Raw genomic sequence first — 14,389 nt, 5'->3', positions numbered from 1 at the left:
TTTTTTAAAAAGCTCTTATAAGAAGATGTGAATTGCAAATCGAGAGCTTTCTCCGCCTTTTCAATCCGTAGATCATCAGCCACATTTTCTTCAGTACGAAAATTGATAATATCATTATATTTATCAACTAATACTGCAACATCAGCTAAGGTATAGGTTTTCACAAATCTTCCCCTGCGTGCTCTTTAATTCTTTTACAGAGAAATTCATAAAAATTACTTGCATAATAATGTGACGCTCCAGATGGAATCTTGACGTAGAGTGGGCATTCACCATCCTGAAACTGAGTATAATCAAAGTAAAATGTCTCCCCAAAATCAGTTCTACTGACAACAAGCTGTTCTAATGTCGCAAAACCATGTTTCCTATGATATAAGTTTTTATGCACAATATCACCAGCAGGATGATCCTCAAAACTTGCGTTATAAATGCTAAAAATTTCCTCATAACCAATTTCTCCTCCCTTATAATTTTTTAAAAAATCCTTATAAGAAGTTGTAAACTGTAAACCGAGAGTTTTTTCTGCCTCTTTAATCCGTACATCACTAACTGCATCCTCTGCAGTACCAAAATTGATAATCTCATCATCATATTTATTTACTTTATCAATTAATTGTACAACATCAGCTAAAGTATAAGTTTTCATAGGTTGTTCTCCATAAATTATTATTTTTTAGTTGCTATATCTTTCTTTTCATAATCTTTAGCACGTTCCTTCCAGTATTTCGTCCTCCATTTATCGAATAGGTCTCTGTCAATAGCTGATCCCATTGTATTAGGATTAATATGAATAACTGAATTATGTTTATTATGAAACGCATTTGTAACCTCTGCTATGGGACCATCATGTGTTTGCAGCATATGATGCAATTCAATGGGATTTTCATTAAAGTCAAGAGGTGCTCTTCCTGTTTTCATCCTTTCAATATTTGTACCTTTTACTTCTTTTCCTTTTACTGTCCAACTAACAATCTGGTTAGGATCAAACAGATCATCTCTCTGATAGACTTTGTTTGTCTGAGTAATTTTTTCTCCCTTGTTAGTTATTTCAAACTCAACCTCAATAGGTTTTGACCAGAATTTTCTCTCTTGCCCCAAATATTGAGTTGCAATAGCTTCATCGCTCATTTTTTCTAGCGATTGTGCGATTTCTTTCCCCACATGCGCAGTATTTACTTCAGAACTAGTTGCTCCCGTTATAGCCGCTTCTTCAGCTTTAGCAGCAAATTTGATGAGATCTTTTTCTACAAGCTTTCCCGCAAGCTTTACGCCTCCCTTGGCTGCTGAAACAGCACCGTCAGTAAGCACTGTAGAACCCACTATATAAGCCACATCTCCTAATGGTTTACCTAGCATTTCGCCAGATTCAGCACCAGCACTGAATGCTCCATCCCCCCCTTTCTCCATTGTTTCATGTATGTGATCTATATGCCCCCCAAAGGAATCCTTTATGTGATCTATACGCCCTCTAAAGGAATCCTTAACACCTCCCCAGAATTGACCAACTCCTTCCCAGAGTTGACCAGCACCTTCCCAGACATCATCAAATATATGCCCACTCGTGGCCCAAGCTTTTGCTGTTCCAACGCCTTGAAGGGCATTTTGATAGATCTCATCAACTGAACTGTTTCCTATTGCCGATCCTAATTCTTTAACGTCATGAACTGTCGCATATATTCCGTTTCCTATTGCCGATCCTAATTCTTTAACGTCATGAGCTGTCTCAGATATTCCGTTTCCTATTGCTTTTACGGCACCAACAATCATACCCTTCGCAAGACCTATCCCAAAAATCCTATCTTGCTCTTCATCAATCTCGAACCATTTTTCGTTAACATCTCTTCGACACTGATCATCAGGGCACTCTTCTAACTCTTTCTTCATCTGAGCGCGTTGTGCACTACCCAAAAAGTTATTTGCAGCGGCATTACCTGCGGCATCAGCGCCGGCATCAACATTGCCACCGGCAAGGGCAGCGGCAACGCCCCCAGCAGCCCTTGCAACATCAATGGTGTGGTCTCTAAAGTCAGCAAACTGCGCATCAATCTTTGCGTTTATACGCGCTTGCTCTTCCGCAGTTGGGGTGCGACCGTTTAGATCCCCCATTTCCTCTTTCACAATGCCTTGCACCCACAATTGAAACTGGAGCATAGCTGTGGCTTCACCCACAGCACCCCCCACAGCACCGGCTGTGCAAGCACCGCTCGCAACAGCGCCTTTTAAGCAGCCAAGTCCTGCATGGGCAACGATCTGCGTGACCGTATCTATTTTGCCTTCAGCCTTGGCGGTACCGATTTCTTCTGCCAACGATTTGCCAACCGTATCAGACAGGGCGATGCGCAGATTGTTAAAAAAGTTCTTGTCAAGAGAGCCACCCTCAAGAGCCGTTTGAACGCCTGTGCCAATGGCGGCTTTGATCAAGTTCTTTTCCGCCTCACGGGTGATGCGATCAACCAGAGGAGCCGTTTTGGGCAAGGATTGCCCAACACCAGCCATTTCGGTTAGTTGGCTGGTTAAGCCTGCTGTCAACATCGACGAGACAATGCTGAGAATATTCTTTGAAGAGCCAAGCTCATGCAAGGCACCGGCAATATTGCCGCGATTATTGACAAGAGCCACAGCGCTTTTGTTAATCAGCGCTTGGACACCAGCCTGTATCGCCGCATTCATGGCCGTACTCGAGCCAAGCCCCAAAGCACCGGTAATGGCACTGGCAGCGCCAGAGGCTGCTCCGCCCGTAACCGCCGTGACAGCCAAGGCCACGAGAGCCGCACCGGCTTCTGTCAGCCCTTGGGCTTTATAATCCCAGTCTTTAAATTCAGCCTTAACTGCTTGCCAATCAACTTGCTTGGATAATTCTGGATCATCACGCAGTTGCTTGATCCATGCTAAGCCTGGGGAGCGAGATAATTGCTCAAGAGATTTGTCTAAATCACCGGTTGCCTGATACTCAACAACAAAGCCATCACCCGCATCAAGCTTTATGCCACCCTTAGCATCTATGGTGACATGCTCGATGGTCTCCTTAAGGTAACCTTTATCGCTCTCACTCCACCACACAAGGTTTTCATTACGCTGATAAACGTCCTTAAAATCTTGATCCTTGTTGGTCAGAAACTTGATCTTCCCCGTATCTGATGCCAAATGCGTCTGACCACCACTTTTTGCCCCTATGGCATCAAGCGTGAGATCCCCATTTTGCGCATGCATGGAGAGGTTGCCCTCTGTTTCTATCGTGGTTTTGTTTGTAGTAACTTCTGTTGATTGTTGACGAAACTTATTCTTTTGCTTCGATTTGTCGCCTTCTTTGCCCCTCAGATCCAAATCAAAACTGTTAAAATCTTGCTCTGAAATCGCGTTGAGAGCGCCACCACTGGTGAAATCTCCATTGCCCTTGGTTTTAAACTTTCCCTCAAGGTTCAGTTCACCACCTGTGACAATGGTCAAATCTCCATCACTGTTGACTTCTGTCAAACGGTGCTCACTGCTTTGGGCGTTATAATGCCCTTTTTCCAATGTCTCCTTATGGTCACTCTCTAGCACTAATGAACCAAACGTAGCAGAACCATCGACAATCACCGTCGTCGATCCACCACTGCTCCATTGGCCACCAGTCATGCTTAAATCGCCAAGGGAGTGAATGTTTAAATCCTGTATAGAAATGATTTGAGCCTGCTGCCCGATCCGATCAACAAAACCATATTCATTCGTGTCACGGATTTTTGTAGTACCATCAATGATTGTCTTCGCATTGAGGGTGATGATATCCCCCAGAATAACCCCTGAAGAGTTGGCTAAAAGATCGCCACTGCTGAGATCTACAGCACCGCTGCCAAGCAAAAAACCACCATTATTGAACAAAGTTTGCGTAGTCGAAACATGCAATGCACCATTACTTGATATGGTGCCACTATTGGTAAGACGGTCCGTCTCTATAGTGACGCCATTGCCTTTCAAACGTGCACTGGCAAGGTTTCCTTGCTGCGTTTTTGCCCCATAAACATCTTGTGCTAAAGAAGTGTTTGGTGCCAAATAAACGTGGGGTACCAAGACCTCTTGTCCATCAACAAGGTGGGTCTCAAGCCAGATCATATCATTTTTGATCCCAGCAATCTGCTGAGGCGTTAAGGGCTTGCCTAGCTCTAACCCCAAGGGATCTTGCTGCTCCACAGCATTGTCATAGAGCCTTTGCATTTGAGCATTGGGATCTTCAACATCAAGAAGAGTGCGATTACCTGTCAGCTCAAAGATTTGCTCACCCACCAGACGATATTCAAAATAAGCATCCCCCAACTTTTTGAACACGTGCTCAGGCTTATAATTGCCAATCTTTTTTAAGTAATAGTCCGATCCTAAAAATTTGCTTGGATTGATAAAGTCCTGTCGCGTCTCGATTAAAAATGGCACATCCGGTGTTTGGGTCTGAGCCAATTCTGTCTTGACAGAGTTAAGCCCATCTTGCGTTGGCACTTGTATGGATTCTGGTGCGGGTGTTTTTGCGCTTGGTGCAAAAAGCCCTTTGTGCCCTTTCAAACCATTGATAATCCCATCTAATCGATCATCACTAATCAGTGGTTTGGAACCGTCAAAATCGGTGTTTTTAACACCAGCCAAACCTTTATCGCCAGAGCTTAAGCCAACTTGCTCAACCCCCTCACGCACCGCATGATTGTCAATATAGCCTGTCAACTTGGCATCAAGCGTGCCACCAGCTTCAATCGTGCCGTAAACAGCATCATAAGTGCGTTTGAGTGTTTGGGTAAAAGTAGGACCATCCCATTCTTCTGCACCGTTTATACATGCTGGATTTGTGATACTACATTGCTTATGTCTGTAGCGCGTTTCCGTTACAATCTTAGTTGTTTCGATTAAATCGCGCCCCTCATTGAGCAGCGTATCGCCATGCATCTCAATGTTGCCATTGGCAGCAATCAAGCTATAGCTATTGCGGATATCACCGGCATTAATTGTCAGATGATGTCCTACTAAAATCTGTGCAGCATTATTGGTAAAATGAGGCTGCTGACGAATGATCGTGGTGTCGATATTTTCCTTGATACGTAAATGATCAATATTTTCGACATCTTTCCATTCTCCTCGCACGTAACTGTGAGAAATCACTTTATCGCTAACTTCAACTCCACCTTCACGCATGTTGGTAAGCGCTGAGACATTGAAGGTCATATCGCCGGACACGGCTTCTAAAAGACCCGAGCTGTTGATCACATGACCAGCCCGCTCTCCACTTAAACCACGGATGATGAGATTGTCTTCAGCAATGACATCGGCAAACTTATTGATAAAATCCCCATCTAAGGAGAAAATGGCAGATTTCTTGGCATAAATCAGCCCACTATTACTCAGATCAGCGCTCACATTGAGCGCGACCCCATCACCACTTGAACCAATACTGCCGGCATTGTCCAAAACATCTGCGGTTAAGACAAAAGCACCACCACTTTTGAGAACACCGTCTTCACCATTTAAAACCAGAGCAACTTGCCCCAATGACGGATCATGACTTTTTGCCACAAGCGTAAAACTGTTACTGGCTAAAAGCTGACCTGAATTGGCTAAAGACCCAAGCTTCGCATCAACAACACCGCCCACCATAATACCGGAATTGCTTAAAACATCATGACTGTTGAGAGTCAGTACCCCGCCTTGCGCTTCCACAAGCCCAGTTTGGGTGAGTGTGCCTGCCTTCAGCGTTACATCATAGGCGCCAACCTCACTTGTCTCGCCCATTGTCAATATGCCATCACTGGAAAGCTCTATCCGCTTTTTAGAGACAATGCGCCCCGTTTGGCTGAGATTTGTTTGCGCATGCAAAGCAATGGTATCATTGCTTTCTATTGTGCCACTATTGCTTAAATCACCGTGGCTGGTCAGTTGAAGGTCACCACGCTCAATCTCTATGTGCCCTGCTTGGATCACACTATCAGCAACAATATTGACTGCCCCTTGCGTAGAAATAAGACCATCAACATTCTCAAAACTGCCCACATCAATGCGCAAACCATCCCGCGCTAAAACATGCGCACCTTCATCATGTGTAGCGTTTTGTTGCTCTGAATTTGTCGTTTCAGCGCTTTTATTGACAAAAGACGTTGCAACAATCTTCATCTCACCGGCTAAAGCACTGAGAAGACCAGCCTCATTATTTATATGACCAGCACGTGTCTCTTTCAGCCCACCAATGCTGAGAGCCTCTTCTGCAATCATTCTGCCCTGTGTGTTGGTCAGATTACCATCACTGAATAGATCCATAGATTTTTTGGCGTAAATCAGCCCACTATTGCTGACATTTCCTGCCACATTGAGCGCAACATTCTCACCACTAGAGCCAAGCGCACCGACATTGTCTAATTGCCCTGCGGTCACAACAAAAACACCACCACTTTGAAGGACACCTTCGGATGTATTCTTCAGAAAGGCTTGTTGCGGATCGGCGCCTTCTTGTGTGCTTACCATCAAATGCAAATCATCGGTTGCAATAAACGTCCCTTGATTGGTAAATGCACCAATATGAGCATCGACACTCTCACCGCGCATTGTGCCGCTATTTGCGACCCCATCACGCACTTGAAGGGTTAATGCTCCTTCTTGGGCTTCCACAGTCCCTGCTTGGGTTAAAGCATCAGCACTTAAAACCACATCATAACTTAAAATCGTGCTCTCTTGAGAGGTTGTGAACATGCCCCCCGCTGTCAAGGCAACCTGCTGCATACTGATAATATCACCCGTGTGATTGAGGGCACCATGGGCATCCAGCGTTATCTTCCCATTAGACCAGACAGTGCCTTCTTGGATCAGGGCACCGTGATGCGCATAAAGGTCAATTTTTTGCTCTGCCACTAAGCGCGCACGTGATGTAAGCTCTGTTGCTTCCACCAAAAGAGAACCGCCGGCGCTATAATGTCCAGCGCCTACAGTGAGCGCATCATCGGCGCTCAAGACAATATTCCCCTTGGCACCAATATGGTTGTTTAAAGCGCTGATTTGATTGGTTTCAATGGTTAGATCGCCAAGGGAAGAAACCCCTGTTTGATCATTGTCTTGCATGCGGCTTAGATCAATTGTTGCTGCTTGGATCTCTAAAAGATCACCGGCGGCTATCCGCCCATTCCCCGCCTCAAGCTTTGCTGCCTGTAAATGCAAAGAACCCGTCGCTGACTGTTGACCATCACTCCCAATACCGCTTGCTAGAAGAGCATGAGACTGGAGCTTGATCAGATCGGCGTGCACATCAACAGTACCGCTTGCCGCAACGCGAGCATTTTTTTCCAGTTCAACATGTTTCAAAGCCTTCAGTTCAACCGCTTCTTCTGAAAAAAGCAGATCTTTCACATGTACACTGTCGTGGTGAGAATGAGCCTTCACCGCTCCTTTGGCGCGTGCTTTAGCAATCACCAGCTTGCCATCACTTGTCAATCTCATGGCGCCTGCATTGGCAACCATGTCTCCGCGCATCTTAACGCCGGCGCCTTTATCATTGGCAATCACGCGGATCTGCCCCGCATACATTCCACCAAACTCACTGGAATCAATCGCCAATTCCGGCTCTTTGCCATCAGAACCAAGAGAAGTTGCTTCGCGTTTGTCATAATCAAAATGATTGCGCCCCGCGATAACAGCCAAATCTCCTTTGACCTGTATGGGACCCCCGACACTGATCTTGCGCGAAACAAGATCAAAAATATCTAATGCACTCCCATCAGCCCCACGAGAGCCTATGGTGATATCACCACCCTCAACACGCAATCCACTCAAAGCGCCATCGGCTCCAATGATCGGTTGTCCAGTCGATAAAGTCACCCGTGGTGTATTAATAAAGCCACAACCGTTACAGGTAATCCCATTGGGATTGGCGATAATAACATCCGCCATATGCCCATGTACTTCGCTCACGCCTTCAAGACGCGAGCGATTGGCACTCACCACTTCATTAAGAATAACCTTTGCTGCACCGCTATAACGCAAATTGCCGTTGCCAGGCACCAATCCCCCAAGCTGTGAACGCGAAACCTCCTCAGTCGAATTGTTCAAAATCACGCCATGGGTATCAACATTGAAACTGTCATATTTGTTATGAGAAAGACCCTGTCCATTGGGGCGAACAATATCAATCAGCGGCACATCATTGCCGGCTTTCCCCACCGTGGGGCGGAAAACAGAGCCAACCCCATCAGCTGCTTTAATCCCTTGGCTCTCTTGTGCAACAGGACTTCGCGCTCCAAGCGCTTGTGCTTGCAACAACAAAGGCTGAAAAGCTAAGCAAAAACTTAAAACAAGTGAAAGCCCTTTATGGATCCCTCGCTGCAAAACACAAAGAACGCGCTGCCATAGCTTGTATCCATATCCCAATCTATGCTTTTGATCTTTCAATCCCCGCATCTTCAGCTCCTCATAAAATTCTTTATCTCTTTTAAAAAAACAACCCATATGGGTATAAACAGCGCAGCGATATTTTTACCGCCCATTTGCTCTAAAATCTTAATAATGCCCGCACTTGAAATAACCCTGTCGCATTTCCCTTTTCTCGCACTGTCGATTGGGTTAAAATATTCGAATAAGACACATCAATATCCGTAATGTCTCCGGTTGCATGGAAACCAAGAGTTGCCCCAACGAGGCTCCCGCCAAAACTGTTTTTGTTTACATTATTGGCTACAGCCCCCAGATCAAGCGCCATATAAGGGGCAAATTGGCTCATAAATTTACGCCCCATTCTCGAAGAAAAACCTGGCAACAACAGCGACAATTCATTGCGCCAAAACGCCCCATTATTGCCGTAATAAATCGCCTCACGCACCCCACGCACAGAGGAACTACCACCAAGCGATATTTGCTCTGAACTAAACAATGTGTCGGGTGATAATTGTCCTGAAAACAGCGTGTTATAGCGAAAGTTATATTGTTTGAGCGAAAAAGGACGCATGTAGCCTAGGGAAAAAGACAATTTGGAAAATTGCCCTTTGGGTGAATTTTTTGTTGCATTCTCTTGCTCTTTATCGTCATAAGCGCCAAGAATTGCCAACCCTTTATGAAACCCTATATGCGCGCTTAATTCTCCTCCAAGCCACTTGCGCGAGTGATCAAGCTCAAAGGTTGCAATAGCTAGTTTACGGCTGGAAACATCAACCCGACTGCCCATAATAAAATTATCAGAATATTTCCATGTCAACCGTCCTGTAAGCCAGGTCTTTCCCTCTTGATCACGGTCGATAACCCGTGAAATCCACGGTGTCAGCGATAAAGACTTGCCCGCAGTCATAATATCGGAAAATATTCCCTTAACACTCGAATGATATTGGCTCCACGTCCCATCAAAACCCGTTGTCCAAGTGCCATAGGGTAGAGAAAATGATCCCGTTAGAGTATCACTATTGGGGCGCTTGTGAGAAAAATGATACGGACTACCATCCATAGAACGCTGATAGCTAAACGACCATTGATCATTGATCCCCAACAGATCATCAAAAGAAAGGCTCAAGCGCGTTTGATAAAGCCCTGTTGCTTTAGCGCCAAGATTATCGCTGGAAAGCGTAATAAGCCAAGGTTTCTGTTTTTCAATATGAACATCGAGTATCGAACCACCCGAATTGCTCCCCGCACCAAGATTAATGGTGGCTTGGCGTGAGAAAAGCCGATTGATTTGATCAAGCCCTTGCTCTATCTGGCGCAGATTGGTCGGCTTTCCAATAAGGTTTGGAAAAGCCGTGGTGATTTCTCCTTGAAGTCTCCTCTCAACTTTATGCCCATCCAGAGTGATATCTTCCATCACACCTTCAACTACAACAATCTTGAGATGACCGCCGCTTAAATCTTGCTCAGGCAAATAAGCCCGCACCGCAATATAGCCGCGCTTCATATAAAGCTTGGTCACCGCTTTGAGCACTTTATTGATTTCGGCAATCCCCAAACACCGTCCTTCCCAAAGAGAAATGGCTTCATGAAGGTCGGTATGAGAAATCAACTGAACATCAACAAATTCAATGCTTTTGATCAGCAAACAGGTTGTACTAGGCGAAGCACCATAGGCAGATGTGGTATCATCGTCTGGCAAAAATATCCCATGTGTTTCGTTTCTACGGTGCAATCGTTGAAAACGCTGTTGTTGTGTTTGTTGTCGTTGGATGCTCTCTGATTGATTAATCGCTTTCTCACGAATGTTTTGGGCAAAACTCGGCAACGAGAAAAGGCACAAAATAGCCGCAAAAACAAAAATGAAAAAAAATCTATGCATTCATTGTGCCCTCAAAATGAGCAACAAAATGAACCATATCGTCAGCGTCACAGAAAAAATCGCCAACCGCGTAACAATTTTTTAATTTTTTGATGAGAATAATACTTATAACATCTGAGAAAAAAGCATAGACTGTACTGTATACACCTGCTTTATGAGTTGTGCAAACCATATCATTTCCCCCGCTTTTGAAGATTTTACAATGACACTGTTAAATGACAATCATACACTCTAATATGCTTCTTAATTTTAAGGTGTTGCATGTAATATAATCTTGAGCTTCAAGTAAAGACTGTTATTCATAGAATATACCAAATTTATTGGAACTGTTACATATTAGAGACAACAAAAAACACTCCATTATTATCGCTTGATAAGAAAAATAGCATGACAATCGCTTATTTACTAAAATAAGAAAAAAGAAAATGCGTAATGCTATAACTGATGAAGGATTAGCATATTTAAAAGCCGCTTATCCTAATGAAAAAACACTAAAGATGATCTGTTTTATTATGTTTACAGTCTTTTGCATTCAGAAGATTATCGCACCCGTTATGCTGATAATTTATGCAAAGAATTGCCTCGTATCCCTTGCGTAAAAACGGCTGATGATTTTTGGAAATTTGTGACAGCAGGGCGTGAACTCGGTCATTTGCACGTAAACTATGAAACTGTAGAACCTTATCCTGTCACCTTTAAAAAGGGTAATCCAAAACAGACAGAAATCTCTAATCCCGAAAAATTCTATTATGTAACTGAAATGAAATTCGCAAAAATTAAGGATAGTAAGGAAAAGAATAAATCAACTGTTATTTATAATAGCAATATCATCATGACAGATATCTCTCTTGAATCGGTTATGGGGCGTCAATGCGTTAAGACAGATAAAAAGAGTGGTATTGTTAATGATGCTAATCACTATGCTGTTGAAACCATTGGCAACCCTGCCTACCCTCTAGAGTTATTGCAGAGGGTTATTACCGTAAGTTTAGAAACAATGAAAATTGTTAAGAACCTACCAAAATTAGAAATAAGAGAAACCGAATAACTTATAAAGCATGCTCACATAATGAGAGTGATAACCTTACAAGGGGTATAGAGCTTATAACCATAATCTATACCTCTCTTGTTAAGTTGATTACATACAATCTTTAAAAAGAGTGTTTATATGCGTTATTCTAAAAAGAAATCATTTGCACTTTTAAATACTCTTATTTGGATTGCTTTAAGACTTTTAAGAAACCCACTCTTAAAATGAATTAAATTTTTTTACATTGCCTTTAAAAGATTATACCGTAATCTAAAATGAGTGCTTTATTGTTTTCAAAAGCTTTGTTTAAAGAGAGTTATGTATATTCATTTTACTTATAGGTTTTGAAGGTGTAAAAACCGTCAAAACCCCTTCAAAACGTATATTATTAGTTGAATTTATAGGTTGTGTTATCAATATGAGTTGTTTTTTTAAGATCTGTAAAATCTTAACCTATTGAAAAATAACGTTTTTACTTTTTATCGTTTTTTTATCTAAAAGGGGCAACCCTCAAAACTCAAAACCCCTTCAAAACTCATAACTATAATGATCTTGATAGCATTTCTTATGAGTTATAAACCATCTTTTGAAAGGCTTTAAAGGATCACATGCTTTTTATAAAGCACGTTGTAATCATTCTCTAAATCATAAGATTATCATTCAAAAGAACTGATAAAATTCATAAAAGGGATTTTGATAACGTAATCAGTTTTTACTTTCCTATGCTTTTCATAAGACACGTTTTAATGACTCACTCAAATGATCACTTTTGTCAGTTCAATTTACTGACACATAACTGACAGGTTTTAATCAATTCACATCATTGGTTATCTTTTAAGATTGTACTCTTGATATGGGTTATGTTTTAAAGATATTAAAATATTGAAATATAATGTTTTTAATTTTTACTCATAAAAAAAATAATAGAGGCNATTATCAGTTTCTATTGAGATGTTTTCATAACAGTCTATAAATCGTAATTATCCTATTTATCGTTTCTCTTATGAAAATGAAAAATGATGCGGTGGCTATAAAGCATATAACAGCTATAGAGAATGCATAAAAACAGCAAGGTTTTATAATCATAATGCAAATGAATGCATTGGTTATAAAGACCATCTCTATAAAAAGCTGTTAAGTTGCAAATATGTTATAAACAAAATTCACAAAAAATTTAAAATTCATTTAGTGACAAAATTGATAGGTTATAAAGTTTAAAATACGCATCATGAGAGCGTTTCTAAATATTATAAATGTATAGATTCAGAAAATAACGCAATCTTTTAAGAAAGCCAATAATATAGCTTTAAAAGCATATAAATATAAAAGAAGCAATTAATAGGCATAAGACATTATCAACACACAACGTATTTAAAAAAATACAAAAAAATATCAAAAAAGATAAAATATTGTTTGACAATAAATACGTATTTTATTATATGAATATTCAAGTGATTAGAAAACACTTTGAAACGACAAGCGGATAGATTACGAAACAATCTTTCCAACGCTTTTAAAAATTGGCTATCTTTTATACTTTTGTTAGTATATGAGGATTTTGTCGGGTGTGTTTACACCATACAATACTCTTTATGAGAAAAGTGTAAGCAGCGGACTTGTCGCCGTGTTTTCTAGCACCCGATGCCCTCTATAGGCTGTTAATAGAAAATTTAATTACGACAAGGTTTTAATTATGAAAAATACAGTAAAAAACACCCCCGTTATCTCTAATATTTCAAATGAAACCGCGCTTGCTAATCAACAAGAGCCTGCAAAAAAATACGAATTTACAGGTGAGACAATAGAGGTTGGTGATTATACTCTTTATCGCATTCGGGCTTTAAGGGATTTTGCTAATATAAAAGCTGGTGATTTAGGCGGTTTTATACATAAGGTTGCAAATTTAGCTCATAATGGTGATTGTTGGGTCGGTGGCAATGCCATGGTTTATGGTGATGCTCGTATTTACGATAATGCCCATGTTTCGGATAATGCAAAAATTACTGGATCTGCAAAAATTTATGAAAATGCAAGGGTCTATGGCAATGCTAGCGTGCATATTAGAGCTGAGGTTTATGGCAATGCGCAAGTATATGAGAACGCATTGGTTTATGGTGATATTTTTGGACATGCTAAAGTGTATGGAAATGCAAAAATTTATGACACTATTTATGGCAAGTTTCTTGATAAAACTAGAATTTATGGCAATGCTGAGGTTTATGATAAAGCACGTGTTTTAGGAACCTCTCAGGTTTATGATAATGCCCATGTTTATGAAAATGCTATAGTTTTTGATAATGCTAGGGTTTGCGATAATGCCCATGTTTGTGGCGCTGCTATGGTCAATAGAGAAGCCAAGGTTTATGGGAATGCTATAGTGACTGGTTATGCCCATGTTTATGATAGGGGCTGCGTTTATGACAATGCCAAGGTTTATGGCAAGGTTTATGGTGGCGCTTGGGTTTCCAATAATGCTTTAATTTCTGATAATGCCGAGGTTTATGATGATGCTCGCATTTATGACAATGCAAAAATTTATGGCAAGGTCCATGGTGATGCTCATGTCTATGGCAATGCCAAGGTAATTGGCTATACTGAGATTGGTGGTGATACCAAAATTGGTGGCAATTATAAAGAACCCGTTATCACTGGTGATATTGTTTTTACAACTGTGTAAATGACGCGCGGGCGCGGCGGGGGCGCCCCTCTTTAAACATTTCATTCTAAAATTCAAATCTATTTATAAAGGAATTGTGCTATGCAAAAAAAGTTTGCACTCACAAATGAGACACGTGTATTTAATAATCAAACTCTTTATCGCATTCGGGCTTTAATAGATTTTGATGATGTCAAGGCTGGTGATTTAGGGGGCTTTATTGAAAGTGAAAACAACCTCTCGCATGATGGCAATTGCTGGGTCTATGATAATGCTCTTGTTTTAAATCCTGCCCATATTTATGAAAATGCCAAGGTTTTTAATAAGGCTATTATAATGGGCTTTGTTTATGGCAATGCTCATGTATGTGATTGTGCCCGCGTTTATGCAAATGCTCATGTTTATGATAATGCGCATCTTTCTTATAATGCTTGGGTTTATCATCAGGCGCGGG

5 protein-coding genes and 2 pseudogenes are annotated in these 14,389 nt (G+C 41.5%); 3 read left to right on the top strand and 4 right to left on the bottom strand.

Annotation, left to right across the window (positions count from 1 at the left end; all coding sequences use genetic code 11):
• Positions 1 to 160: 160 nt before the first annotated feature.
• The 4 genes from ACFIKX_RS03360 to ACFIKX_RS03345 form a co-directional block, all read right to left on the bottom strand.
• Entirely contained in the window at positions 161 to 646 is a 486-nt protein-coding gene (locus ACFIKX_RS03360) for an SMI1/KNR4 family protein (protein WP_208438784.1), read from the bottom strand.
• A 20-nt stretch (positions 647 to 666) separates the two neighbouring features.
• A complete protein-coding gene (locus ACFIKX_RS03355) occupies positions 667 to 8,397 on the bottom strand; it encodes a DUF637 domain-containing protein (protein WP_375661208.1) in 7,731 nt (2,576 codons plus the stop codon).
• A 91-nt stretch (positions 8,398 to 8,488) separates the two neighbouring features.
• Positions 8,489 to 10,249, bottom strand: a complete 1,761-nt coding sequence (locus ACFIKX_RS03350; RefSeq protein ID WP_375628161.1) for a ShlB/FhaC/HecB family hemolysin secretion/activation protein — start codon at positions 10,247 to 10,249, stop codon at positions 8,489 to 8,491.
• The gene (locus ACFIKX_RS03345) at positions 10,242 to 10,421 is read right to left on the bottom strand and encodes a hypothetical protein (protein ID WP_375612457.1); all 180 of its coding nucleotides are present in this window, start codon (positions 10,419 to 10,421) and stop codon (positions 10,242 to 10,244) included. Before ACFIKX_RS03345 ends, ACFIKX_RS03350 begins: the two co-directional genes overlap by 8 nt.
• A 256-nt stretch (positions 10,422 to 10,677) precedes the next feature.
• On the opposite strand from ACFIKX_RS03345, the pseudogene ACFIKX_RS03340 reads away from it, so the two are divergent.
• The 3 genes and pseudogenes from ACFIKX_RS03340 to ACFIKX_RS03330 form a co-directional block, all read left to right on the top strand.
• A pseudogene (locus ACFIKX_RS03340) lies at positions 10,678 to 11,297 on the top strand (type ISP restriction/modification enzyme); the annotation flags it as partial.
• 1,675 nt (positions 11,298 to 12,972) lie between these two features.
• Positions 12,973 to 13,956 (top strand): hypothetical protein, encoded by a 984-nt coding sequence (locus ACFIKX_RS03335; protein ID WP_375628159.1) that lies wholly within the window; start codon positions 12,973 to 12,975, stop codon positions 13,954 to 13,956.
• A gap of 81 nt (positions 13,957 to 14,037) precedes the next feature.
• Positions 14,038 to 14,389 (top strand): annotated as a pseudogene (locus ACFIKX_RS03330) (hypothetical protein); the annotation flags it as partial.

The sequence above is a fragment of the Bartonella sp. CM86QHHN genome (assembly GCF_042194695.1).
Classification (GTDB): Bacteria; Pseudomonadota; Alphaproteobacteria; order Rhizobiales; family Rhizobiaceae; genus Bartonella.
This window is presented reverse-complemented; position numbering and strand designations above follow the sequence as displayed.

Excerpts from the sequence above, each read along its gene's own strand:
- ACFIKX_RS03360 (WP_208438784.1), bottom strand. The coding sequence starts at position 646 with ATGAAAACTTATACTTTAGCTGATGTTGTACAATTAATTGATAAAGTA.
- ACFIKX_RS03355 (WP_375661208.1), bottom strand. The coding sequence starts at position 8,397 with ATGCGGGGATTGAAAGATCAAAAGCATAGATTGGGATATGGATACAAG.
- ACFIKX_RS03350 (WP_375628161.1), bottom strand. The coding sequence starts at position 10,249 with ATGCATAGATTTTTTTTCATTTTTGTTTTTGCGGCTATTTTGTGCCTT.
- ACFIKX_RS03345 (WP_375612457.1), bottom strand. The coding sequence starts at position 10,421 with ATGGTTTGCACAACTCATAAAGCAGGTGTATACAGTACAGTCTATGCT.
- ACFIKX_RS03335 (WP_375628159.1), top strand. The coding sequence starts at position 12,973 with ATGAAAAATACAGTAAAAAACACCCCCGTTATCTCTAATATTTCAAAT.